Consider the following 22,559-nt stretch of genomic DNA (forward strand, 5'->3'; position numbering starts at 1 on the left):
GGGGGGGAAATTAAGCTTTTGGCTTAATGAGGCCGCGCCGCGGAGAAGGCGACAGGATCGCGAACTAATTCGAAAAGGAGTGCGTCGGCGACGGCTAGCAGGGGGCAATGGAGAAACCAGTGCGGGGCCGAATGTACCACCTGAGTTTCGGAGCGTCTAGCCCTGAATACGCAAAAAGCCCCGCTAATTTGCGGGGCTTTTTTTCAGGCACTTTACAGCGACGCTTAGATGTTGGCGTCGAGGAAAGCCGCCAGTTGCGACTTCGACAGGGCGCCGACTTTGGTCGCTTCAACGTTGCCGTTCTTGAACAGCATCAGCGTCGGGATACCACGCACGCCGTGCTTGGCCGGAGTTTCCTGGTTCTCGTCGATGTTCAGTTTGGCAACGGTCAGCTTGCCTTTGTAAGTCTCGGCAATCTCGTCCAGAACCGGAGCGATCATTTTGCAAGGACCGCACCATTCAGCCCAGTAATCGACCAGGACAGCGCCTTCGGCCTTGAGTACGTCGGCTTCGAAGCTAGCGTCGCTAACGTGTTTGATAAGATCGCTGCTCATGGAATTCTCCAGGTTGTAAGCAAAAAAACGTGGCCCATCATAGCCGCCCTTCCCCTGTTCAGGAAGCCGCAGTTGATTGAGTCTTGCTATGGCACTCGATGAGTTTGGGTATAGCTCAAGTCAAGCGGTGGCGGGGGCGATGAAGGAAATTCCAGTGCGCAGGGCGGCGTTGCGCACGTGCTCCTGCATGGCTTTTTGCGCTGCACCCGAGGCCCGGCGCGCAAGGGCCCGGAGAATCTTGCGGTGTTCCTGCCAGGTTTCCATGGCGCGTTCGGCGCGGATGAACGGTAGTTTCTGGCTCTCGAGAAAAATTTCGGCGCTGGCAGTGAGAATGCTCAGCATCGCCTGATTGCCGCTGGCCAGCAGGATGCGTCGGTGAAATTCGAAGTCCAGTTTCGCCGCCGCTTCGAAGTCGCCGGCCTTCAACTGATCGCGCATTGCTGCAACGTTGTCTTCCAGCGCATCCAGATCGAATGTGCTTAACGTCACTGCCGCCAGCCCTGCGGCAAAGCCTTCCAGCGCATAGCGCAATTGAAAGATGTCCAGCGGTGACGCCTGCGCCGCGAACGCCCAACCGGGTGTGCTTTCGCGGGACGACAACGCCACTGGCGACTGCACGAACACGCCTTTGCCCGGTTGAATACTGACCACGCCCAGCGCACTCAGCGACGACAACGCCTCACGCAACGACGCCCGACTGACGCCCAGTTGCAGCGCCAGATCCCGTTGTGACGGCAAGGCATCGCCCGCGCCGAAACCTTGTTCGGTGATCAGTTTGCGGATTGCTTGCAGCGCCACTTCGGGTACCGCACGGGAAATCGAATTCATGGTTTTTCAGACGCGCCAGGCCAATGTGCGGCTAGTTGTAAAGCTATTCGCCGAGTCCGGCAAGTCGTGCCCCAGCGGGGTTCGGTGACTGAGGCCGGTGCGCGATAGCAGTGCGAAAAACAACCTGACTGTTCAGACCAGTAAGACCGAACAAAGCCGCTGAAACTGCGGCCTGCCGGAACGAAATCCGCGTATTGGCACGGCCCATGCTCTGTCCGATCGCAGAAACCACTTCTCGCCGATCCGGAGATTGTCCATGACCAAGCGTTACAGCGCCCTCCTCGCCGCTCTGTTTTCCACTCTATTGCTCAGCCAGGCTCCCGCTCACGCCGACGGTCTCGACGACGTGGTCAAACGCGGCACCCTGAAAGTCGCCGTGCCTCAGGACTTCCCGCCCTTCGGTTCGGTCGGCCCGGACATGAAGCCGCGCGGTCTGGACATCGATACCGCGAAACTGCTGGCCGATCAGCTCAAGGTCAAACTCGAACTGACCCCGGTCAACAGCACCAACCGCATCCCGTTCCTGACCACCGGCAAAGTCGATCTGGTGATCTCCAGCCTCGGCAAAAACCCCGAACGGGAGAAAGTCATCGACTTCTCCCGGGCTTACGCGCCGTTCTACCTCGCCGTGTTCGGCCCGCCAGATGCCGCCATTGCCAGCCTCGATGATCTCAAGGGCAAAACCATCAGCGTCACCCGTGGCGCCATCGAAGACATCGAACTGACCAAGGTCGCCCCCGAAGGCGTGACCATCAAGCGCTTCGAAGACAACAACTCGACCATCGCCGCCTACCTCGCCGGGCAAGTTGACCTGATCGCCAGCGGCAACGTGGTGATGGTCGCGATCAGCGAAAAGAACCCGAAACGCGTGCCAGCGCTGAAAGTGAAGCTCAAGGATTCGCCAGTCTACGTCGGCGTGAACAAGAACGAAGCGGCGCTGCTGGCCAAGGTCAACGACATCCTGACCACCGCAAAGGCTGACGGCGCGCTGGAAAAGAATTCGCAGACCTGGCTGAAAGAGCCGCTGCCGGCCGATCTCTGATCGACTGCGCGGGAGACCTTCATGGCTTATCAGTTCGATTTCATGCCGGTGGTGGAAAACACCGACCTGTTGCTGCGCGGGGCGCTGTTCACCCTTGAGCTGACGGCCATCGGCGCGTTGCTTGGGGTAAGCGTCGGGATTGTCGGGGCGTTGGTGCGGGCGTGGAACATCCGCCCGTTCTCGGCAATTTTCGGCGTCTACGTCGAGTTGATCCGCAACACGCCGTTTCTGGTGCAGTTGTTTTTCATCTTCTTCGGTTTGCCGTCGCTGGGCGTGCAGATTTCCGAGTGGCAAGCGGCGGTGCTGGCGATGGTGATCAACCTCGGCGCCTATTCGACCGAGATTATCCGTGCGGGCATTCAGGCGATTCCGCGCGGGCAGCTGGAAGCCGCAGCGGCGCTGGCGATGACGCGCTTCGAAGCGTTCCGCCACGTGGTGCTGCTGCCAGCGCTGGGCAAGGTCTGGCCGGCGCTGAGCAGCCAGATCATCATCGTCATGCTCGGCTCTGCGGTGTGCTCGCAGATCGCCACCGAAGAGCTGAGCTTCGCCGCCAACTTCATTCAGTCGCGCAACTTCCGCGCCTTTGAAACCTATGCCCTGACCACGCTGATCTACCTGTGCATGGCGCTGCTGATTCGCCAGTTACTGAACTGGATCGGCCGCCGCTATATCAGTAGGAGCCGCGCATGAGCGATTTCACCTTCTGGGACATCCTGCGCAACCTGCTGGTCGGCCTGCAATGGACGCTGGCGTTGTCGCTGGTGGCGTTTATCGGCGGCGGGATCGTCGGGCTGCTGATTCTGATCATGCGCATTTCAAAAAACTCTGTGTCGAGCAGCATTGCTCGTACGTGGATCGAGCTGTTTCAGGGCACGCCGCTGCTGATGCAGCTGTTTCTGGTGTTCTTCGGCGTGGCCTTGGCCGGGATCGAAATCTCGCCGTGGATGGCCGCAGCGATTGCCCTGACACTGTTTACCAGCGCTTATCTGGCGGAGATCTGGCGCGGTTGCGTCGAGTCGATCCCGAATGGCCAGTGGGAAGCCTCGGCGAGTCTGGCGCTCAATCCGCTGGAGCAACTGCGCTATGTGATCCTGCCGCAGGCGCTGCGCATTGCCGTGGCGCCGACCGTGGGTTTTTCGGTGCAAGTGGTCAAAGGCACCGCCGTCACCTCGATCATCGGTTTCACCGAACTGACCAAGACCGGCGGCATGCTCGCCAACGCCACGTTTGAACCGTTCATGGTCTACGGCCTCGTCGCCCTCGGCTACTTCCTGCTCTGCTACCCCTTGTCCCTCAGTGCGCGCTACCTGGAAAGGAGACTGCATGCCTCTGCTTAGAATTTCCGCCCTGCATAAATACTACGGCGATCACCACGTGCTCAAAGGCATCGACCTCAGTGTCGAGGAGGGCCAGGTGGTGGCGATCATCGGCCGCAGCGGCTCGGGCAAATCCACCCTGCTGCGCACGCTTAATGGTCTGGAATCGATCAATGACGGCGTGATCGAGGTCGATGGCGAATACCTTGATGCCGCCCGCGCGGATCTGCGCAGCTTGCGGCAGAAAGTCGGCATGGTGTTTCAGCAGTTCAACCTGTTCCCGCACCTGACCGTCGGCGAAAACGTCATGCTCGCGCCGCAAGTGGTGCAGAAAGTACCGAAAGCCAAGGCAGCGGAACTGGCGCGCGAGATGCTGGAACGCGTGGGCCTTGGGGAAAAGTTTGACGCGTTTCCGGATCGGTTGTCCGGTGGTCAGCAACAGCGCGTGGCGATTGCCCGGGCATTGGCGATGTCGCCGAAAGTGTTGCTGTGCGATGAGATCACCTCGGCGCTCGACCCGGAGCTGGTCAATGAAGTGCTCAGCGTGGTGCGGCAACTGGCCAGGGAAGGCATGACGCTGATCATGGTCACCCATGAAATGCGTTTTGCCCGCGAGGTGGGCGACAAATTGGTGTTCATGCACCATGGCAAGGTGCATGAGGTGGGGGATCCGAAGGTGTTGTTTGCCAATCCGCAGACGGCGGAACTGGCGAATTTTATTGGCACCGTCGAAGCGACAGCCTGAATCTGCCTCATCCTGATCGTTCCCACGCTCCGCGTGGGAATGCAGCCAGGGACGCTCCGCGTCCCAAAAGCGGACGCAGAGCGTCCGGTGAGGCATTCCCACGCAGAGCGTGGGAACGATCAGGCTGCGGCCTCAAGACTTTCTGCGCTGAATCAACGGTTTGAACCATGCGCGTTGGCGCCAGCGTTTGATCGTGGCACGATGTCAAGGTTATCGACCGAGACCCCCTGACCATGCCGCAATCCCAAGCCAAGAATCTGTCCCTGATCGCCGCAATCGACCTGGGCTCCAACAGCTTTCACATGGTCGTGGCCAAGGCCCAGAACGGCGAAATCCGCATTCTCGAGCGGCTCGGCGAGAAGGTTCAACTGGCTGCCGGCATCGACGATGAGCGCAAGCTCAACGAAGAATCGATGCAGCGCGGCCTCGATTGCCTCAAGCGCTTTGCCCAACTGATCAACGGTATGCCGCTGGGCGCCGTGCGCATCGTCGGCACCAACGCCCTGCGTGAAGCGCGCAACCGCCTCGAATTCATCCACCGCGCCGAAGAAATCCTCGGCCATCCGGTGGAAGTCATCTCCGGCCGTGAAGAAGCGCGCCTGATTTACCTCGGCGTGTCGCACACCCTCGCCGACACCCCGGGCAAACGTCTGGTCGCCGATATCGGCGGCGGCAGTACCGAGTTCATCATCGGCCAGCGTTTCGAACCACTGCTGCGCGAAAGCCTGCAAATGGGCTGCGTCAGCTTCACCCAGCGCTACTTCAAGGACGGCAAGATCACCCCGGCCCGCTACGCCCAGGCGTACACGGCGGCGCGGCTGGAGATCATGAGCATCGAACACGCCCTGCACCGTCTGACCTGGGATGAAGCCATCGGCTCCTCGGGTACCATTCGCGCCATCGGCCTGGCATTGAAGGCTGGCGGTCACGGCACTGGCGAAGTGAATGCCGAAGGCCTCGCGTGGCTCAAGCGGCGCCTGTTCAAGCTCGGCGATGTCGACAAGATTGATTTCGAAGGCATCAAGCCTGATCGCCGGACAATCTTCCCGGCGGGCCTGGCGATTCTCGAAGCGATTTTCGACGCCCTCGAACTGCAACGCATGGACCACTGCGACGGCGCACTGCGTGAAGGCGTGCTCTACGACCTGCTCGGTCGTCATCACCACGAAGACGTGCGTGAACGCACCCTGACCTCGCTGATGGAGCGCTACCACGTCGATCTGCAACAAGCGGCACGGGTTGAACGCAAAGCCCTGCACGCGTTCGATCAGGTCGCGGTGGACTGGGAGCTGGATGACGGTATCTGGCGCGAACTCCTTGGCTGGGCGGCGAAAGTGCACGAAGTCGGCCTCGACATTGCGCACTATCACTACCACAAACACGGCGCTTATTTGATCGAGCACTCGGACCTCGCTGGCTTCTCCCGCGAAGATCAGCAAATGCTCGCCCTGCTGGTGCGTGGCCACCGCCGCAATATTCCCAAGGATAAATTTGCCGATTTCGGTGACGACGGTGACAAGCTGATTCGTCTGTGCGTGCTACTGCGCTTTGCGATCCTGTTCCACCACATTCGTGGCACCCAGGCGATGCCGCAGGTGGTGTTGCATGCGAAGGGCAACACCCTGGATGTGGAGTTCCCGGAGAACTGGCTGGATGAGAATCAGCTGACTCAGGCGGATTTCGGGCTTGAGGCGGATTGGCTGACGCGGGTGGGGATTGTGCTCACGGTTCACTGAGTTAAATCTCAGGTGCAAAAAAGGCGATCCTTCTGGATCGCCTTTTTTATTGGCTGTACGGCTGGATTTAGTGGTGCGCTTTGGATCGATCCCCCTCACCCCAGCCCTCTCCCCCAAGGGGGCGAGGGGGGAAGGGAGCCGACCGCATGCTGTTCAAAACCTGAGTTCGACTCGGTAGTTCAGGTCGGCGTAACTCGCACATCCAACCCGGTCAGTCCCCTCTCCCTCTGGGAGAGGGTTAGGGTGAGGGGCTTTTGACCTTCAAGGCCTCAACTGCTCACCGGCAAAATCGGGCTGCCCAACCGCTCCAGCAACGTCGCCTGCGCACTCCGCGGGTTCTGGTTACCCGTCGGCGTGTTGCGGATGTAACGGCCATCCGACTGCAAGCTCCAGCTGTGGGTGTTGTCGGTCAGGTACAACTCCAGCTCTTTTTTCACCCGGGTCAGCAGTTTCTTGCCTTCCACCGGGAAGCAAGTCTCGACACGCTTGTCGAGGTTGCGCTCCATCCAGTCGGCGCTGGAGAGGAACATCTGCTCGTCGCCGCCATTAAGGAAGTAGAAAACACGCGTGTGTTCAAGGAAGCGGCCGATGATCGAGCGCACATGAATGTTGTGCGAAACCCCGGCAATCCCCGGACGCAGGCAGCACATGCCGCGTACCACCAAGTCGATGCGCACGCCCGACTGGCTGGCCTTGTACAGCGCGCGGATGATCTTCGGATCGGTCAGCGAGTTGAACTTGGCAATGATGTGCGCCGGTTTGCCTTCGACGGCGAACTGGGTCTCGCGGGCAATCATGTCGAGCATGCCCTTCTTCAGGGTGAACGGCGCATGCAGCAGCTTTTTCATGCGCAGGGTTTTACCCATGCCGATCAACTGGCTGAACAGTTTGCCGACGTCTTCGCACAAGGCGTCATCGGAGGTCAGCAGGCTGTAGTCGGTGTACAGCTTGGCGTTACCGGCGTGGTAGTTACCCGTGCCGAGGTGCGCGTAACGGACGATCTCGCCGGCCTCACGACGCAGAATCAGCATCATCTTGGCGTGGGTCTTGAAGCCGACCACACCGTAGATCACCACCGCACCGGCCGCTTGCAGACGGCTGGCGAGTTGCAGGTTGGATTCTTCGTCGAAGCGCGCACGCAGCTCGATGACCGCCGTCACTTCCTTACCGTTACGCGCGGCATCGACCAGCGCATCAACGATCTCGGAGTTGGCGCCGGAGCGGTATAGGGTCTGGCGCACAGCGAGAACGTGCGGGTCTTTGGCGGCCTGACGCAGCAGGTCGACCACCGGGGTAAACGACTCGAACGGGTGCAGCAAGAGGATGTCCTGCTTGCTGACCACACTGAAAATGTTCTCGCTGTTCTGCAGCAGTTTCGGGATCTGCGGGGTGAACGGCGTGTATTGCAGCTCCGGATGGCTGTCCAGACCGGTGATGCTGAACAGCCGAGTCAGGTTGACCGGGCCGTTGACCTGATACAGCTCGCTCTCGCTCAGGTTGAATTGCTTGAGCAAGTAGTCCGAGAGGTGTTTCGGGCAAGTGTCGGCAACTTCCAGACGCACCGCATCGCCGTAACGACGCGAAAACAACTCGCCACGCAGCGCGCGGGCCAGGTCTTCGACGTCTTCGGAATCGAGCGCGAGGTCGGCGTTTCGGGTCAGACGGAACTGGTAACAGCCCTTCACCTTCATGCCCTGGAACAGGTCATCGGCGTGGGCATGGATCATCGACGACAGGAACACATAGTTGTCGCCGGGGCCGCCGACTTCTTCCGGCACCTTGATGATCCGTGGCAACAAACGCGGTGCCGGGATGATCGCCAGACCGGAGTCGCGACCGAAGGCGTCGATACCTTCCAGCTCAACGATGAAGTTCAGGCTCTTGTTCACCAGCAACGGGAACGGGTGCGTCGGGTCGAGGCCGATCGGGGTGATGATCGGGGCGATCTCGTCGCGGAAATAGCGGCGCACCCAGGTCTTGAGCTTGACCGTCCAGTTGCGGCGACGGATGAAGCGCACCTGATGCTTTTCCAGCTCCGGCAGCAGAATGTCGTTGAGGATCGCGTACTGACGATCAACGTGACCGTGGACCAGCTCGCTGATGCGAGCCAGCGCCTGATGCGGTTGCAAGCCATCGGCACCGGCCTGCTCACGGGCGAAGGTGATCTGTTTTTTCAGGCCAGCGACACGGATCTCAAAGAATTCGTCGAGGTTGCTGGAGAAGATCAGCAGGAACTTCAAGCGTTCCAGCAACGGATAGGACTCGTCCAGCGCCTGTTCCAGCACGCGGATATTGAATTGCAGTTGCGAGAGCTCGCGGTGGATGTACAGGCTGCTGTCATCCAGACCAGGAATGGCAATCGCCGGCACCGCCGCCGCAGGTTCGGCCGCCGGCGCGGGTGGCGCAGGCTCCAGTTCCGGCGGGGTCTCGGTGATTTGCTCGACCACCGGTTGAGCTTCTTTTACTGCAACTTCCGTGAGTCCTTCGGTATTCATTGAATGTTCCTGGGAGGGCTATTTCTGCTCTCGTAACAATTGAGCGGCGCGGACAGCAAAGTAAGTCAGGATGCCATCAGCGCCGGCACGTTTAAAGGCGGTCAGTGATTCGAGAATCACCGCCTCGCTCAACCAGCCATTCTGGATTGCCGCCATGTGCATGGCGTATTCGCCGCTAACCTGATAGACGAAGGTCGGCACTTTGAAGGCATCTTTTACCCGGAAAAGAATGTCCAGATACGGCATGCCCGGTTTGACCATGACCATGTCCGCGCCTTCAGACAAGTCCGCACCGACTTCGTGCAGCGCTTCGTCGCTATTGGCCGGATCCATCTGATAGGAGGCCTTGTTGGCCTTGCCGAGGTTCGACGCCGAGCCGACGGCATCGCGGAACGGGCCGTAATAGGCGCTGGCGTACTTGGCGGAATAAGCCATGATCCGCACATTGACGTGGCCGGCAATTTCCAGCGCTTCGCGGATCGCCTGAATACGACCGTCCATCATGTCCGATGGCGCCACCACCTGCGCACCGGCTTCGGCATGGGACAGCGCCTGACGGACCAGTGCGTCGACAGTGATGTCGTTCTGCACGTAGCCTGCTTCGTCGAGGATGCCGTCCTGGCCGTGGGTGGTGAACGGATCAAGCGCGACGTCGGTGATCACCCCCAGTTCCGGGAAACGCTCACGCAGGGCACGGGTGGCGCGCTGAGCGATGCCTTCGGGGTTCCAGGCTTCAGCGGCGTCGAGGGATTTCAGTTCGGATGGAGTGACCGGGAACAGCGCCAGCGCGGGAATCCCCAGCTCAACCCATTTCGCCGCTTCTTCGAGCAGCAAATCGATAGTCAGCCGCTCTACCCCAGGCATCGAGGCCACCGCTTCGCGGCGGTTTTCCCCGTCGAGCACGAACACCGGCAGGATCAGGTCATCGACCGTCAGCACATTTTCCCGCACCAGCCGACGCGAAAAATCATCACGACGGTTGCGACGCAGGCGAGTGGCGGGGAACAAACGATTGGCTGGGGTAAAGCTCACGGCGGACTCCTGAGCCCGCGCAAACGGGCGAGCGTGACAGTTATAGACGGCCATTATGACGAACAGATGACAGTTATGTGTGCCCCGTGACATGTAGCCGCATTCCATTGTCAGTGTAGGAATTGTTCACGTCGAGACACATTTGGACACTTTCATGAATGTGTCCGAAGGGTTAGGCTGCGCGTTCATTTCGCCAGCACCCAGACAATGCTCCAACAATTTCTGCATGACTTTGGCTACTTTGCCTTGTTTCTCGGCACGTTCTTCGAAGGCGAAACCATCCTGGTGCTCGCAGGCTTCCTCGCGTTCCGTGGATACATGGACATTAACCTGGTGGTAGTGGTGGCGTTCTTCGGCAGCTATGCCGGTGATCAGCTGTGGTACTTCATGGGGCGCAAGCACGGACGCAAATTGCTCGCGCGCAAGCCGCGCTGGCAAATGATGGGCGACCGCGCGCTGGAACACATTCGCAAGCATCCGGACATCTGGGTGCTGAGCTTCCGCTTCGTTTATGGCTTGCGCACAGTGATGCCGGTGGCGATCGGCCTGTCGGGTTATCCGCCGGGACGTTATCTGCTGCTCAACGGCATCGGTGCAGCGATCTGGGCAACCGCACTGGCTGCCGCCGCTTACCACTTCGGTGCGGTGCTGGAAGGCATGCTCGGCAGCATCAAGAAATACGAGTTGTGGGTACTGGGCGCGCTGCTGATTCTTGGCGTCGGCCTGTGGCTGCGCCGCCGCTTCAAGAATGCCCGTCTCGCCAGGCAGGTCTACGCCGACGAGCAAGCCGCGAAAGCTGCACTGCTGAATCAAGCCGAAGAGTCCAAGCCTGCCGAACCGAAAACGCCAGCCGAATAACTCGCTGGCGACTTGCTACAGCCCGCCGGCACTCAGCGGGCTGACCGTCCCTTTCAGTCAGATACGTCACTTTTGTCCTCGCTGCTCTGGCGCATTCAAGTTCGCCAGCGGCGTTATCACGCCAAAAATCTCCCGTACGTTACGCAGCAGGCCGCCGCAAATAATGAACACCCCGCCGTTGTTGCGATCCATGTAGAAAGCGTTCCATGCAGGTGCAGCCACCACTTGAGCCTATGGCAACGCGCGACAATTTAGTGGACATTTAGCGCCATGAATCTGGAGAGAAACCCATGAGCAAAAAAGTTGCAGTGATCCTGTCCGGCAGTGGCGTGTACGACGGCGCCGAGATCCATGAGAGCGTCATCACCCTGCTGCGTCTCGACCAACGTGGCGCTCAGGTGCAGTGCTTCGCCCCGAACATCGCGCAATTGCACGTGATCAACCACCTGACCGGCGAAGAAATGCCTGAGTCGCGCAACGTGCTGGTGGAATCGGCGCGCATTGCCCGCGGCAACATCAAGGACATCCGCGAGGCCGACGTCGACGACTTCGACGCGCTGATCGTGCCAGGCGGTTTTGGTGCGGCGAAGAACCTCTCGAACTTTGCCGTCGAAGGCGCTGGCTGCACTGTGCAGCCAGAGGTGCTGGCCTTGGCCGAGGCGTTTGCCGAAGCGGGCAAACCCGTCGGTCTGATGTGCATCTCGCCGGCATTGGCCGCGAAGATCTATGGCCCGGGCGTGACCTGCACCATCGGCAACGACGCCGACACGGCCACAGCGATGAACAAGATGGGCGCGACCCACGAAGAATGTGCGGTGACGGAGATCATTGAAGACAAGGCGCGCAAACTGGTGACGACCCCGGCTTACATGCTGGCGCAGAACATCAGTGAGGCGGCGTCGGGGATCAACAAACTGGTCGACCGCGTGCTCGAGCTGACTCACGAAAACGACGCCTGATCCCTGAACGCACGCAAAACAAAATGTGGGAGCGAGCTTGCTCGCGAATGCGGTCGGTCATGCAACATCGTATTGCCAGACCTGACGCTTTCGCGAGCAAGCTCGCTCCCACAGGGGATTTGTGTAGGGCTTACGGCTTGCGAGTGAGTCGGGTGAGGATCCGGTCCAGCGCATTGGCAAACGCTTGCTTCTCGCGATCACCGAACGGCGCCGGTCCACCGCTCATCTGGCCTTGTTCACGCAGGTCAGTGAACAGATTACGTACCGCCAACCGCTCACCCATGTTCTGCGCATCGAACTCCTTGCCGCGCGGATCCAGCGCTGCGACGCCCTTCTTCACCAAGCGATCGGCCAGTGGAATATCGCTGCAAATCACCAGCTCACCCGGGACCGCGTGCTCGACCAGATAATCGTCTGCCGCATCCGGGCCGCTCGGCACCACGATCAGTTTAACGATGGCCAGCCCCGGTTTGATCTGCGGCTGCCCGGCCACCAGCACCACTTCGAACTGACGCTTGAGGGCGAACTTCACCACCAGATCCTTCGCCGCCCGTGGGCAGGCGTCGGCATCGATCCATACACGCATTTTCTTTACCTCTCAAAAAGCACTTCGCGAGCAAACTCACTCCCACAGGTTACGCGTAAACCCTGTGAGAGCGAGCCTGCTCGCGAATGTGAGCACCAGCGAATGCTTTCTAGGCGACTACCCGCCGCTTCTCTGCCACCCAACTGCGCCCATACAACACCACAATCGCCAGAATCGCCACCGCCTGCGCCGTCAACGAATACGCATCGGCATGAATCCCCAGCCAGTCGAATTCAAAGAACGCCACCGGCCGAGTGCCGAAGATCCCGGCTTCCTGCAACGCCTTCACGCCGTGCCCGGCGAACACCACCGACAACGCGCACAACAGTGCCGCGTTGATGCTGAAGAACAGCGTCAGCGGCAGTTTCGCCGAACCGCGCAGGATCACCCACGCAAGACCGACCAGCAGCACCAGCGCCGTCGCGCCGCCGGCAAGCACCGCGTCATGTCCGGCCGGGCCGGCCTGCAGCCACAGGGTTTCGTAAAACAGGATCACTTCGAACAACTCGCGGTACACCGAGAAGAAAGCCAGTATTGCGAAGCCGAAACGCCCGCCGCCGCCGACCAGACTGCTCTTGATGTAATCCTGCCAGGCCGCAGCATGCCGGCGGTCGTGCATCCACACGCCGAGCCACAAGACCATGACACTGGCAAACAGCGCCGTCGCGCCTTCAAGCAATTCACGCTGCGAGCCGCTGACATCGATGACGTACGCCGCCAACGCCCATGTGCCGAGGCCGGCCAGCAGCGCCAGGCCCCAGCCGACGTTGACGCTGCGCACCGCCGATTGCTGGCCGGTGTTGCGCAGGAAAGCGAGGATCGCCGCCAGCACCAGAATCGCTTCCAGACCTTCGCGCAGCAGAATCAGCAGGCCGGAAATGTAGCTCAGCGACCAGCTCAGGCCGTCGCTGCCGAGCAACCCGGCGGATTCCTTCAGTTTGGCCTTGGCCGCGTCCAGACGTTGCTCGGCCTGCTCGACCGGCAAGCCGTCCTGCAACGATTGCCGATAGGCCATCAAGGACTTTTCAGTGTCCTTGCGCACATTGGCGTCGACGTTATCCAGCGAGCTCTCGACCAGCTCGAAGCCTTCCAGATAGGCCGCGACCGACAGGTCGTATGCCTGGTCGTGTTCACCGGCGCGGTAGGCGGCAAGGCTCTTGTCCAGCGTTGCGGCGGTGTAGTCGAGCAACTGCGCCGGGCCACGCTTGACCTGCGGCGGCTGCGCGCGTTGCGCACGAAACGTCGCTGCGGCTTGCGGACCATCGGCGGCCTGTACCTCGGCCGGAGTCTGACGGGCCAGATCGGCAATGTTGTAGGTTTTCCCGGACTTGGCCGCCGCCGCATCGGCGCTGAAGCCGGCGATGTATGTCGCCAGATCCCAACGCTGACGATCATCGAGCTGATCGGCAAACGCCGGCATGTCGGTGCCTTCAACGCCCTGCCCGAGGGTGTTGTAGATCGCATAAAGGCTCAAGTGATCCAACCGCGCCGCATCCCGCAGATTGGCCGGTGCCGGGGTCATGCCGAGCCCCGCCGGGCCGTCACCGGCGCCGCTGTCGCCGTGGCACACCGAGCAGTTCTGCGCATAGAGTGGGGCGCCTCGGGTAGGGTCGGGGGTGATGATCGGTGCCTGGCTGACTTCATACGCCACCGCCAGTTGTGCACCCAATTGCCGCGCCTGCCGGGCGACTTCAGCTCCCTCCTGCTTCGCAGTAATCGCTGCCTGCAATGCGCTGACACCTTGCTCCAACGCAGCTTTTTCAGGCTTGGCCGGCATGCCGGCGATCAAGCCTTGCAGCGCTTGGCTGAATTCCAGCTGCTCGCGATATTCGGCGTCATCGACGACGTTGCCCGCCGCCACCGTCGGCGGGTAATCCGCGCTGATGTAATCGAGCAGGTGCAGCGCTTGCGGCGCGCCTTCCACGGTGTCGGCCAGCAGATTGAAGCTGCTCAGGGCGCACAACGGAAACACCAGCCAGGCCAGAAATCGGGACGAGGCAGTCATGAAGGAGTCTCAAGGGGAAATACGGAGTTACATATTGTTCACTTCGAACGCGTTTCCCTCAAGCTTTGTCGACGTAGCGCCACACATGACGCGATTCATCGGCATACAAACGACACATCACTTAGCCACTATTGCACCCTATACTGCGCGAACCCGCTCAAGGATGAACCCCTTTCATGCGCAATCGCTTGCACTTGCTTCTGTTGATCGCCGCCGTTGTGCAACTGAGCGGCTGCGGTGCGTATCGCAATTACGATATGGAACTGCAACAGACCACCGACCAGTTCAAGGCCGGCAACATCGACAGCGCCCTGTCCGTGATCGAAGCAAACAATCCGGCCGCGGAAAAAGACCTGCTCTACTATTTCGAAAAGGGCGCCGTACTGAGTGCTGGCGGCGAGTTTGCGCAGAGCCAGATCACCTGGCGCAGCGCTGAGCAGATGATCATCGAGCGCCAGGACACCATCGAAACCACCGGTGACAAGTTGCTCGCCGCCATGGGCAATCACTGGGGCAGCATCATCAATGACAAGCTGCGCCGCTACGATGGCTACGACTACGAAAAAGTCATGCTGACCACGCAAATGGCCCTCAACCAACTGGCCAAGAACGATTTTGACGGCGCCCGTGCCGACATCAAGAAAACCCACGAGCGCGAAGCGTTGATCGCCCGACAACGGGAACTGGAATACGAGCGCGTTGAAGAGGCGGCCAAGGCCAACGGTGCCCGCGTTCATTACAAGGATCTGCAAGGCTACCCGGTGGTCATGCTGGAATCCCCCGCCGTCATTGCCTTGAAAAACGGCTACCAAAGCGCGTTCAGCCACTATCTCGCCGGGTTCACCTACGAAGCGCTTGGTGAAAAAGATCTGGCAGCACCCGGTTACCGTCAAGCGATTGAACTGCGTCCGGACATGGCGTTTTTCCAGCAAGCATTGCGCGACCTCGACAACCCTGGCCTGAAGACAGACGAAAGCGATGTGCTGATCATCGTGCAGAGCGGCCTGGCGCCGGCCCGCAGTTCCGTGCGTGTGCCCTACCCGGTGAAACTTGCGGACGGTCAGGTCATCGTCGCTAATGTCTCGTTCCCCGTCATGGTGCCCGACACCTCGACGCCTTCATTCAACCACCTGAGCATCGATGGTCGTCAGAAAAACCTGATTGCGCTCAACAGCATTACCGACATGTCCTTGCGCACCCTGCGTGACGACATGCCGGGCATTATCCAGCGTACGACCTATCGGGCATTTCTGGCCGCCGATGTCCAGGCTACGGACAATCGACGCGATCCGAGCAAAGCCTCCTACGTCACGCACTGGGACAGTTTCGAGCAGGCCGACACACGGACTTGGCGCACCTTGCCCAACCTCACCCAGGTTGTCCGCCTGCGCTTGAAAAAAGGTGAGCACCTGATCAGCCTGCCCAACGCGCCCGGGGCTGTGCCCTTGAAAATCCGCATCGATCAGAACCGCCAGGTCATCGGCCTGCGTGCCTTGGGTGATCGGGTATTTGCCCATGGCAGCGCATTTCAACCCAGTGGGACGCCGGCCGGTAACGCGGTGTCGAACCTGAAGTAAGTAATGGCACCTAACTAACCAGTGCAATTAAAAAGCTATTACATAGCCATCAGCGCCTGCTTATAATGCCGCGCCCGCGTTATTGCGACCGGGCATTAAAGCTCCTCAGGTCATGAGGAATTGGCAGGAGGCCAACGCCACTGTCGATGGGTCACACCAGCCCGACCAGCACCCGCGGCTGTATTACTCCAGGGAAGAAGTACCCCCATGGCATTCCGCGCCCCCACTCTGATCGCGCTCAGCGCCGTCACTCTGCTGTCCGGCTGTTCGGCATTTCGCAACTACGACTCCGAACTGGCCCAGACCAATCAGCAACTGGCCACCGGCAACGTCGACGCCGCGCTGACCCTGCTGGAAAAGAACAACACCGGCCCAGACAAAGACCTGCTCTATTACTTCGAGAAAGGTGAGTTGCTGCGCGCCAAGGGCGACCTGTCCGGCAGCCAGAATGCCTGGAACAGCGCCGATGTGGTGGTCGGTCAGTGGGAAGACTCGGTCAAGCTCGACACCGGTAAGTACCTGGCTCAGTTCGGCAGCTTCATCGTCAACGACAAGGTGCGTCGCTACGAAGGCTACGACTACGAAAAAGTCATGTTGACTACGCAGATGGCCCTGAACCTGCTGGCGGTCAATGACTTCGACGGTGCGCGTACCGCGATCAAGAAGACTCACGAACGCGAAGCGGTGATCGCCGAGTTGCGTGACAAGGAATACCTCAAGAGCGAAGAAGAGGCCGAGAAAGAAGGCGTCAAGACGCAGTACAAAGACTTGCAGGGTTATCCGGTCGCCAGCCTCGACGCACCGGAAGTGGTCGGTCTGAAGAACAGTTATCAAAGTGCGTTCAGCCATTACCTGTCAGGTTTCGTCTATGAAGCCCTGGGCGAGAAAGGTCTGGCTGCACCGGGCTACCGCAAGGCTGCCGAACTGCGCCCGAACACGCCGCTGCTGGAACAGGCGCTGGTCAATCTCGACAAACCGGGCAAGTCCGACGACAGCGATATTCTGATCGTGGTGCAAAGCGGTCTGGCGCCTTCGCGAGACTCGATCCGCGTGCCGCTGCCATTGCCGATCTCCAACAATGTGGTGATCACGCCGCTGTCGTTCCCGATCATCAAACCGGACACCTCCACCGCGTCGTTCGCGCAGATTGGTGTCGATGGTCAGCAAGTCGAACTGACCGCACTCAACAGCACCACAGCGATGTCCCGCCGCGCCCTGCGTGATGACATGCCGGGGATCATCCTGCGCACCACCGTGCGCGCGATCACCAAAGGCGTGGCGCAGAAAAAGATCAACGAAACCAACCCGCTTGCCGGTCTGGCCGTCGGTATTTCTTCAGCTGTGCTCGAAGGTGCCGATACCCGTACGTGGCGTACTCTGCCGGACAACACCCAAGTGGTGCGTCTGCGCCTGAAAAAGGGTGAGCATCAGGTTACCCTGCCGAGTGCTGTAGGCGGTTCGGTGGTCAAGGTGACTGTCGATCAGCGTTATCAAGTGATCACCCTGCGCGCCGTAGGCAACCAGGTGTTCGCCGGTGGCCTCGCCGCACACGTCATCCCGAGTGCCGCTGCGACCAACGTTGCCAGCCTCAAACAACCTTAAGAACGGAGTCTTTGCATGCGCTTCAAACTCATCGCCGTCGCCGCCCTCGCCCTGCTGGCGAGCGGCTGCGCCACCCCGCCACCACCAGAGCCGGGCAGCGCCGCGAGCAAAGTCGTGGCCATGGGTCCACAGAAACACATCGTCGTCGGCGCCATGCGCGTCGCTCGCGAAAACGGTTTCATGACGGTCAATGTGCAGTTGAGCAACACCCTCAACAGCAACAAGATTTTCTACTACCGCTTCGCCTGGCTTGGCGCGGAAGGCTTCCCGATTGCCGAAGAAGAAGTGTGGAAAAGCCAAATGATGTACGGCGCCCAGACCAGCTTCATTCAAGGCATCGCCCCGACCCCGAAAGCCGTGGACTTCCGTCTGGAAATCAAGACGCCGTAAGCCTGCCACCCTATTTCTGATTTAGAGAGCATCCCCATGTTTGCACGCTTTTCCTGCATCGCTGTCATCGCCCTGCTGGCCTCCGGTTGCGCCAACACTTCGCCGACCCTGGGCAGCAAGAACATCAGCTACGGCGACACCAAAGCGGTTGAAACCGTGACCAACGAATTCGGTTCGACCGACCTGCAAATGATCGCCGAGTCGATGACCCGCTCGCTGGCCCAATCCGGCATCCTGCAGGGTCGTCCGGTGGTTCAGGTCTACGACGTGAAGAACAAGACCAGCGAGTACATCGATACCCGCGAAATCACCACCAGCATCAAGACTCAGCTGATGAAGACCGGTGTTGCCCGCTTCGCCAGCGACAACAACGCCATGCAGAGCCAGGTTGACCAGCTCAAGCTGCAAAACCAGAGCGGTCTGTACAAGAAGAGCACCGTGGCCAAAACTGGCAACATGGTTGCCGCCAAGTACCGCATCGAAGGTTCGATCAGCTCGATCGTCAAGCGCAGCAGCGACTACAAGGACGTCTTCTACAAATTCAGCCTGCAACTGATCGACGTTGAAAGCGGTCTGGCCGAGTGGATGGACGAAAAAGAGATCCGCAAAACCACGGAGCGTTAATCAATGCGCGCATGGATTGGCATGATGGCCCTGGCTTGCGCGTTCAGCGCGCAAGCGGCCCCGAAAGTAGCAGTGACGGATCTGGCGTATCAGGAACGTGTGGAGCAATACATCCACATCGTTTCGGCCCAGAGCAATCATCGCGAGGGTTACTACAGCTCCAGCGGCTCTTCGAGCTACAACGAGATCGAAGCGACGACCAGCTACATCGAACAAACCGAGTTGCGTAAATTCACCGGCGACATCAAGGGTGAAATTCTGCGTACCGGCATGTTCCAGCTGGTGCAGGGCACGCCGTACACCGCGTCGTCCAAGGGTGACGTCTTTGATGTGATCAAGCGCATCAAGGCCGGCAACTTCAAAGGCGCCGACTACGTGCTGTTCGGCACCGTGTCGGACATCGACTTCACTCAGGACATCAACGAACTGGCGAACACCGACAGCTATTCGGCAATCCTGGGCCTGACGTTGGTGGCGGACTTCAGCCTGATCAACACCAAGACCTTCGAGATCACCTCGGCCTTCACGGCGATGGGCGAAGCACAGGACACCAAACTGGTGAACCACCGCGACATCAAGATCTCGCTGAACCGCCCACGGGTGGTGCGTGACGTGTCGAAGGCGCTGGGTGAGGACGTGGCCGGGCAACTGAGCATGCAGCTCGGTGGCGGCGGTTACGAGCAGCCGCGGGAAGCACCGCAGCGCAACAATCTGCCGCGTGATACCGCGCCGGTGATCCTGCGCTGATGACTGGCCCCTGATCGTTCCCATGCTCGGCATGGGAATGCATCCCGGGACGCTCTGCGTCCCAGCCACAAAAAAAGGCGACCTGCAAAGGTCGCCTTTTTGATGCCCGCGAGGTTTATACCGCCGCTTTACGCAACGTCGCCATAAACGCCGCCGCGCCGATGAACAACCCGGCAAACGTGCGGTTCATGCGTTTCTGCTGCTGCGGTGTGCGCAACAGCCGCAGCACCTTCGACGCCAGGCCGGTGTAGCCCGCCATGACGATCAGGTCGACGCAGATCATCGTCACACCAATCACCAGATACTGAATCAGCAGCGGCGCATGCGGGTTGATGAACTGCGGCAGCACCGCCAGCATGAAGACCAGGGCCTTGGGGTTGCTGATGTTCACCAGAAAGCCACGGAACACCAGTGCCAGCGGTTTGCCGATCGGTCGCACCGCCGCGTCATCGCTCATGTCCATGGGCAGCGCACGCCATTGCTTGATGGCCAGATACACCAGATAAGCGACACCGAACCATTTGATTGCGTGAAAGGCCGTGGCCGAAGCGGTCAGGATCGCGCCAACACCGGCGCCGACAATGGCGATCTGCACGGCCAAACCGATTTGCAGGCCTAGGGCGTTCCAGTAACCACGCCAGAACCCGTATTGCAGACCGCTGGACATCGACGCAATGGCGCCAGCCCCCGGGGACAGACTGATCACCCAGCAGGCGGCAAAAAACGCCAGCCATGTTTGAAGCTCCATCGCACACCTCGACTCATGCTCGTGACAAATGCCTAAGCTAATGCGGGTTTGAATGGATGACTACCGATTTTTTGCTGAATGTTGCAGGTGCTGCTGAGGGGCCCTTCGCGAGCAGGCTCGCTCCCACATTTGATCGCGGTCTATTGTGGGAGCGAGCCTGCTCGCGAAGGCGCCAGATCAGACGCCGCAGAAATCACTTTTCGAAACCACTCGACGGAAACACATCCGTCCCGCGCCAACGCCGCACCGATCGCTGGAAGAACAGACTATTGGGCACCTGCACCATCGCGCTGCCAGTCCCCAACTCTTCCGCCTCGATCAACGTGGTGTAAAGCAGATTGATCGCCACGACCCGGCCTTTGACGCCCGGCTTGTCCGTGGTGTCCACCAACTCAACGATGTCGCCCAACCGAAACGGCCCGACCGTGAAAATCAGAATCGCGCAGAGCAAATTCGACAGCACACTCCACATCGCAAAGAACGCCACCGCCGCCACCGCGACGAACCCCGACAGCGCCGTCCACAACACCGTGGCCGAAACACCGAGGCGCTCCAGTACAAAGATCAGCGCGCTGCCCATGATCAGCCAGCGCAATACGCCACGCAGTGGCATCAGCAACTGCGGCGGGAACGGATAGCGCTCGCCCAGCCGGGTCAGGCCTTTGGCGACGAAGCGCTGGGTGAGGTAGCCGGCCAGCAGGATCAGCAGAATCTGCACCGTGAACCAGATCGGCTCGACCCACACCGCCGGCAGCGGCAGCTTGAACGCTTCCATCAGGACAGCGCCTCCAGCTCCGCCTGCATGCTTTCCAGCACCTCAAGGGCCTCCATCCACGCCTCTTCCAGCTCGCCTTCACGAACCTTCAGCTTGGCCTGCTCGGCCAGCAGATCACGCAGTTCGTTCTTGCGCGCCGGCTCGTAGATGTCGCTGTCGCCAAGGCTGGCATCGACCTTGGCCAGCTTCTCGTGAAGCTTGCCCAGTTCTGCTTCGAGCTTGTCGGCTTCACGCTTGTGCGGGGCCAGTTGCTGACGCAACGCAGCAGCAGCCTGACGCTGCGCCTTCTTGTCGGTCTTGTCAGGGTTCACTGGGGTGTTGCTGACCGGCGCATTGCGCTGACGGTATTCCACCAGCCAGCGTGCGTAGTCTTCGAGGTCGCCATCGAACTCTTCGACCTTGCCGTCAGCGACCAGGTAGAAGTTATCGGTGGTGCTCTTGAGCAAGTGTCGATCGTGAGACACCACCAACACCGCGCCGCTGAATTCCTGCAGCGCCATGGTCAGCGCCAGGCGCATTTCCAGGTCAAGGTGGTTGGTCGGTTCGTCGAGCAGCAACAGGTTCGGGCGTTCCCAGGCGATCAACGCCAGGGCCAGACGCGCCTTCTCGCCACCGGAAAAATTCAGCACCGGCTCATCAATGCGTGCACCACGGAAGTCGAAACCGCCGAGGAAATCGCGCAAGGTCTGCTCGCGCTCGGTCGGCGCCAGACGCTGCAAGTGCAGCAACGGGCTGGCCTTGGCGTCCAGCGAGTCGAGCTGATGCTGGGCGAAGTAGCCGACCACGGTGTTCTCGCCACGGGTCAGGCGCCCGCCCAGCGGCGACAGCTCGCCGGCGAGGTTCTTGATCAGCGTCGACTTACCCGCGCCGTTCGGGCCGAGCAGGCCGATCCGCGCGCCCGGGGCCAGTTGTAGCTTGACCTTCTCCAGGATGGTTTTTTCGCCGTAACCCAGACGCGCATCGGACAGGTCGATCAGCGGGCTGGAGATCTTGCTCGACTCGCGGAAGACGAAGTCGAACGGTGAATCGACGTGGGCCGCCGACAGCTCTTCCATGCGCTCCAGGGCCTTGATCCGGCTCTGCGCCTGACGGGCCTTGGTCGCTTGCGCCTTGAAGCGGGCGATGTAGCTTTCCATGTGCGCACGTTGCGCCTGCTGCTTCTCGTAGGCCTGTTGCTGCTGGGCCAGACGCTCGGCACGGGCACGCTCGAACGCGGTGTAGCCGCCGCGATAGAGGGTGATTTTGCGCTGATCGACATGGGCCACGTGATCGACGACTTCATCGAGGAAATCGCGGTCGTGGGAAATCAGCAGCAAGGTGCCCGGATAGCTTTTCAGCCACTCTTCGAGCCAGATGATGGCGTCGAGATCCAAGTGGTTGGTCGGTTCGTCGAGCAACAACAGGTCCGACGGGCACATCAATGCCTGCGCCAGATTCAGACGCATCCGCCAGCCACCGGAGAAATCTCCTACCTGACGATCCATCTGCTCGTTGGTGAAACCGAGACCGGCAAGCAGCTTGCGCGCCCGCGCATCGGCGGTGTAGCCGTCGGCGCTATCGAGTTCCGAGTGCAGGCGGGCCTGAGCGGCACCGTCGTGCGCGGCTTCGGCGGCGGCGAGGTCACGTTGCACCTCGCGTAGACGCAGGTCGCCATCGAGCACATAGTCGACGGCAAGGCGCTCAAGCGTCTCGATTTCCTGGCGCATGTGGGCGATGCGCCAGTCGGCCGGCAGGAAGCAATCACCCGAGTCGGGGTGCAGCTCACCCCGAATCAAGGCGAGCAGGCTCGATTTGCCGGCGCCGTTGGCACCGATGAGGCCGGCTTTGTGGCCGGCGTGCAGGGTCAGCTCGGCGTCTTCTAGCAGACGTTGCGGGCCACGCTGTAAAGTCAGGTTCTGAAGTCGGATCATAATGGCGGCGGAGTCTACCAGCTTCGCTCA

22 protein-coding genes are annotated in these 22,559 nt (G+C 60.4%); 12 read left to right on the top strand and 10 right to left on the bottom strand.

The features are described 5' to 3' along the window. Nucleotides 1-224: 224 nt before the first annotated feature. The gene (gene trxA, locus ACZZ0G_RS10430) at nt 225-554 is read right to left on the bottom strand and encodes a thioredoxin TrxA (protein WP_003206727.1); all 330 of its coding nucleotides are present in this window, start codon (nt 552-554) and stop codon (nt 225-227) included. A 120-nt stretch (nt 555-674) separates the two neighbouring features. After that, on the bottom strand, nt 675-1,382 hold the full coding sequence (locus ACZZ0G_RS10435) for a FadR/GntR family transcriptional regulator (protein ID WP_463556090.1): 708 nt from the start codon (nt 1,380-1,382) through the stop codon (nt 675-677). A gap of 256 nt (nt 1,383-1,638) precedes the next feature. On the opposite strand from ACZZ0G_RS10435, the gene ACZZ0G_RS10440 reads away from it, so the two are divergent. From ACZZ0G_RS10440 to ppx, 5 genes are all read left to right on the top strand, one after another. Further along, nucleotides 1,639-2,424 (top strand): transporter substrate-binding domain-containing protein, encoded by a 786-nt coding sequence (locus tag ACZZ0G_RS10440; protein ID WP_463556091.1) that lies wholly within the window; start codon nt 1,639-1,641, stop codon nt 2,422-2,424. 21 nt (nt 2,425-2,445) lie between these two features. Beyond that, the gene (locus ACZZ0G_RS10445; RefSeq protein ID WP_016985906.1) at nt 2,446-3,114 is read left to right on the top strand and encodes an amino acid ABC transporter permease; all 669 of its coding nucleotides are present in this window, start codon (nt 2,446-2,448) and stop codon (nt 3,112-3,114) included. Next, nucleotides 3,111-3,761: an amino acid ABC transporter permease gene (locus tag ACZZ0G_RS10450; RefSeq protein WP_463556092.1), complete on the top strand. Its 651-nt coding sequence runs from the start codon at nt 3,111-3,113 to the stop codon at nt 3,759-3,761. Before ACZZ0G_RS10445 ends, ACZZ0G_RS10450 begins: the two co-directional genes overlap by 4 nt. Beyond that, nucleotides 3,748-4,485, top strand: a complete 738-nt coding sequence (locus ACZZ0G_RS10455; RefSeq protein WP_105704635.1) for an amino acid ABC transporter ATP-binding protein — start codon at nt 3,748-3,750, stop codon at nt 4,483-4,485. The genes ACZZ0G_RS10450 and ACZZ0G_RS10455 overlap by 14 nt, the downstream gene beginning before the upstream one ends. A 233-nt stretch (nt 4,486-4,718) precedes the next feature. Next, complete coding sequence (gene ppx, locus ACZZ0G_RS10460) at nt 4,719-6,221, top strand: exopolyphosphatase (protein ID WP_122594582.1); 1,503 nt, start codon at nt 4,719-4,721, stop codon at nt 6,219-6,221. 269 nt (nt 6,222-6,490) lie between these two features. On the opposite strand, the gene ppk1 is transcribed toward ppx, so the two are convergent. Together ppk1 and hemB are read right to left on the bottom strand one after the other, a co-directional pair. Continuing rightward, a complete protein-coding gene (gene ppk1, locus ACZZ0G_RS10465; RefSeq protein ID WP_016985903.1) occupies nt 6,491-8,716 on the bottom strand; it encodes a polyphosphate kinase 1 in 2,226 nt (741 codons plus the stop codon). A gap of 18 nt (nt 8,717-8,734) precedes the next feature. Beyond that, entirely contained in the window at nt 8,735-9,748 is a 1,014-nt protein-coding gene (gene hemB, locus ACZZ0G_RS10470; RefSeq protein ID WP_397484366.1) for a porphobilinogen synthase, read from the bottom strand. A 207-nt stretch (nt 9,749-9,955) separates the two neighbouring features. Between hemB and ACZZ0G_RS10475 the strand changes: the two genes are divergently transcribed. Continuing rightward, nucleotides 9,956-10,606 (top strand): DedA family protein, encoded by a 651-nt coding sequence (locus ACZZ0G_RS10475; protein ID WP_463556093.1) that lies wholly within the window; start codon nt 9,956-9,958, stop codon nt 10,604-10,606. Between the two features lie 66 nt (nt 10,607-10,672). On the opposite strand, the gene ACZZ0G_RS10480 is transcribed toward ACZZ0G_RS10475, so the two are convergent. Beyond that, nucleotides 10,673-10,798, bottom strand: a complete 126-nt coding sequence (locus ACZZ0G_RS10480) for a hypothetical protein (protein ID WP_463556094.1) — start codon at nt 10,796-10,798, stop codon at nt 10,673-10,675. Between the two features lie 98 nt (nt 10,799-10,896). On the opposite strand from ACZZ0G_RS10480, the gene elbB reads away from it, so the two are divergent. Further along, complete coding sequence (elbB, locus tag ACZZ0G_RS10485) at nt 10,897-11,565, top strand: isoprenoid biosynthesis glyoxalase ElbB (RefSeq protein ID WP_463556095.1); 669 nt, start codon at nt 10,897-10,899, stop codon at nt 11,563-11,565. A gap of 130 nt (nt 11,566-11,695) precedes the next feature. Here elbB and ACZZ0G_RS10490 read toward each other — a convergent pair whose 3' ends face one another. Together ACZZ0G_RS10490 and ACZZ0G_RS10495 are read right to left on the bottom strand one after the other, a co-directional pair. Further along, entirely contained in the window at nt 11,696-12,151 is a 456-nt protein-coding gene (locus ACZZ0G_RS10490; protein WP_007911138.1) for a YaiI/YqxD family protein, read from the bottom strand. Between the two features lie 109 nt (nt 12,152-12,260). Beyond that, the gene (locus tag ACZZ0G_RS10495; RefSeq protein ID WP_463556096.1) at nt 12,261-14,156 is read right to left on the bottom strand and encodes an FTR1 family protein; all 1,896 of its coding nucleotides are present in this window, start codon (nt 14,154-14,156) and stop codon (nt 12,261-12,263) included. 176 nt (nt 14,157-14,332) lie between these two features. Between ACZZ0G_RS10495 and ACZZ0G_RS10500 the strand changes: the two genes are divergently transcribed. From ACZZ0G_RS10500 to ACZZ0G_RS10520, 5 genes are all read left to right on the top strand, one after another. After that, complete coding sequence (locus ACZZ0G_RS10500; RefSeq protein ID WP_463556097.1) at nt 14,333-15,733, top strand: COG3014 family protein; 1,401 nt, start codon at nt 14,333-14,335, stop codon at nt 15,731-15,733. Between the two features lie 207 nt (nt 15,734-15,940). Next, nucleotides 15,941-17,335, top strand: coding sequence for a COG3014 family protein (locus ACZZ0G_RS10505; protein ID WP_463556098.1), 1,395 nt, complete (start codon nt 15,941-15,943; stop codon nt 17,333-17,335). 15 nt (nt 17,336-17,350) lie between these two features. Next, nucleotides 17,351-17,725: a YcfL family putative periplasmic lipoprotein gene (locus ACZZ0G_RS10510; protein WP_007911131.1), complete on the top strand. Its 375-nt coding sequence runs from the start codon at nt 17,351-17,353 to the stop codon at nt 17,723-17,725. 36 nt (nt 17,726-17,761) lie between these two features. After that, on the top strand, nt 17,762-18,349 hold the full coding sequence (gene lpoB / locus ACZZ0G_RS10515; protein ID WP_016772610.1) for a penicillin-binding protein activator LpoB: 588 nt from the start codon (nt 17,762-17,764) through the stop codon (nt 18,347-18,349). 3 nt (nt 18,350-18,352) lie between these two features. Then, nucleotides 18,353-19,096, top strand: a complete 744-nt coding sequence (locus ACZZ0G_RS10520) for a penicillin-binding protein activator LpoB (protein WP_463556099.1) — start codon at nt 18,353-18,355, stop codon at nt 19,094-19,096. 115 nt (nt 19,097-19,211) lie between these two features. Here the strand turns inward: ACZZ0G_RS10520 and rhtB are convergent, their stop codons facing one another. The 3 genes from rhtB to ACZZ0G_RS10535 all read right to left on the bottom strand — a co-directional run bounded on the left by rhtB (nt 19,212) and on the right by ACZZ0G_RS10535 (nt 22,529). Beyond that, on the bottom strand, nt 19,212-19,844 hold the full coding sequence (gene rhtB / locus ACZZ0G_RS10525) for a homoserine/homoserine lactone efflux protein (protein ID WP_463556100.1): 633 nt from the start codon (nt 19,842-19,844) through the stop codon (nt 19,212-19,214). 193 nt (nt 19,845-20,037) lie between these two features. Next, nucleotides 20,038-20,619, bottom strand: coding sequence for a mechanosensitive ion channel family protein (locus ACZZ0G_RS10530; RefSeq protein WP_016985893.1), 582 nt, complete (start codon nt 20,617-20,619; stop codon nt 20,038-20,040). Further along, complete coding sequence (locus tag ACZZ0G_RS10535; RefSeq protein ID WP_463556101.1) at nt 20,619-22,529, bottom strand: ATP-binding cassette domain-containing protein; 1,911 nt, start codon at nt 22,527-22,529, stop codon at nt 20,619-20,621. Before ACZZ0G_RS10535 ends, ACZZ0G_RS10530 begins: the two co-directional genes overlap by 1 nt. Nucleotides 22,530-22,559: the final 30 nt, after the last annotated feature.

Source organism: Pseudomonas sp. AC169, from assembly GCF_979258515.1.

Excerpts from the sequence above, each read along its gene's own strand:
- trxA (WP_003206727.1), bottom strand. The coding sequence starts at position 554 with ATGAGCAGCGATCTTATCAAACACGTTAGCGACGCTAGCTTCGAAGCC.
- ppk1 (WP_016985903.1), bottom strand. The coding sequence starts at position 8,716 with ATGAATACCGAAGGACTCACGGAAGTTGCAGTAAAAGAAGCTCAACCG.
- rhtB (WP_463556100.1), bottom strand. The coding sequence starts at position 19,844 with ATGGAGCTTCAAACATGGCTGGCGTTTTTTGCCGCCTGCTGGGTGATC.
- ACZZ0G_RS10495 (WP_463556096.1), bottom strand. The coding sequence starts at position 14,156 with ATGACTGCCTCGTCCCGATTTCTGGCCTGGCTGGTGTTTCCGTTGTGC.
- lpoB (WP_016772610.1), top strand. The coding sequence starts at position 17,762 with ATGTTTGCACGCTTTTCCTGCATCGCTGTCATCGCCCTGCTGGCCTCC.
- ACZZ0G_RS10500 (WP_463556097.1), top strand. The coding sequence starts at position 14,333 with ATGCGCAATCGCTTGCACTTGCTTCTGTTGATCGCCGCCGTTGTGCAA.
- ACZZ0G_RS10480 (WP_463556094.1), bottom strand. The coding sequence starts at position 10,798 with ATGGATCGCAACAACGGCGGGGTGTTCATTATTTGCGGCGGCCTGCTG.
- ACZZ0G_RS10475 (WP_463556093.1), top strand. The coding sequence starts at position 9,956 with ATGCTCCAACAATTTCTGCATGACTTTGGCTACTTTGCCTTGTTTCTC.
- ACZZ0G_RS10510 (WP_007911131.1), top strand. The coding sequence starts at position 17,351 with ATGCGCTTCAAACTCATCGCCGTCGCCGCCCTCGCCCTGCTGGCGAGC.
- ACZZ0G_RS10505 (WP_463556098.1), top strand. The coding sequence starts at position 15,941 with ATGGCATTCCGCGCCCCCACTCTGATCGCGCTCAGCGCCGTCACTCTG.
- ACZZ0G_RS10530 (WP_016985893.1), bottom strand. The coding sequence starts at position 20,619 with ATGGAAGCGTTCAAGCTGCCGCTGCCGGCGGTGTGGGTCGAGCCGATC.
- ACZZ0G_RS10450 (WP_463556092.1), top strand. The coding sequence starts at position 3,111 with ATGAGCGATTTCACCTTCTGGGACATCCTGCGCAACCTGCTGGTCGGC.
- ACZZ0G_RS10455 (WP_105704635.1), top strand. The coding sequence starts at position 3,748 with ATGCCTCTGCTTAGAATTTCCGCCCTGCATAAATACTACGGCGATCAC.
- ACZZ0G_RS10445 (WP_016985906.1), top strand. The coding sequence starts at position 2,446 with ATGGCTTATCAGTTCGATTTCATGCCGGTGGTGGAAAACACCGACCTG.
- ppx (WP_122594582.1), top strand. The coding sequence starts at position 4,719 with ATGCCGCAATCCCAAGCCAAGAATCTGTCCCTGATCGCCGCAATCGAC.
- ACZZ0G_RS10440 (WP_463556091.1), top strand. The coding sequence starts at position 1,639 with ATGACCAAGCGTTACAGCGCCCTCCTCGCCGCTCTGTTTTCCACTCTA.
- ACZZ0G_RS10520 (WP_463556099.1), top strand. The coding sequence starts at position 18,353 with ATGCGCGCATGGATTGGCATGATGGCCCTGGCTTGCGCGTTCAGCGCG.
- ACZZ0G_RS10490 (WP_007911138.1), bottom strand. The coding sequence starts at position 12,151 with ATGCGTGTATGGATCGATGCCGACGCCTGCCCACGGGCGGCGAAGGAT.
- ACZZ0G_RS10535 (WP_463556101.1), bottom strand. The coding sequence starts at position 22,529 with ATGATCCGACTTCAGAACCTGACTTTACAGCGTGGCCCGCAACGTCTG.
- ACZZ0G_RS10435 (WP_463556090.1), bottom strand. The coding sequence starts at position 1,382 with ATGAATTCGATTTCCCGTGCGGTACCCGAAGTGGCGCTGCAAGCAATC.
- elbB (WP_463556095.1), top strand. The coding sequence starts at position 10,897 with ATGAGCAAAAAAGTTGCAGTGATCCTGTCCGGCAGTGGCGTGTACGAC.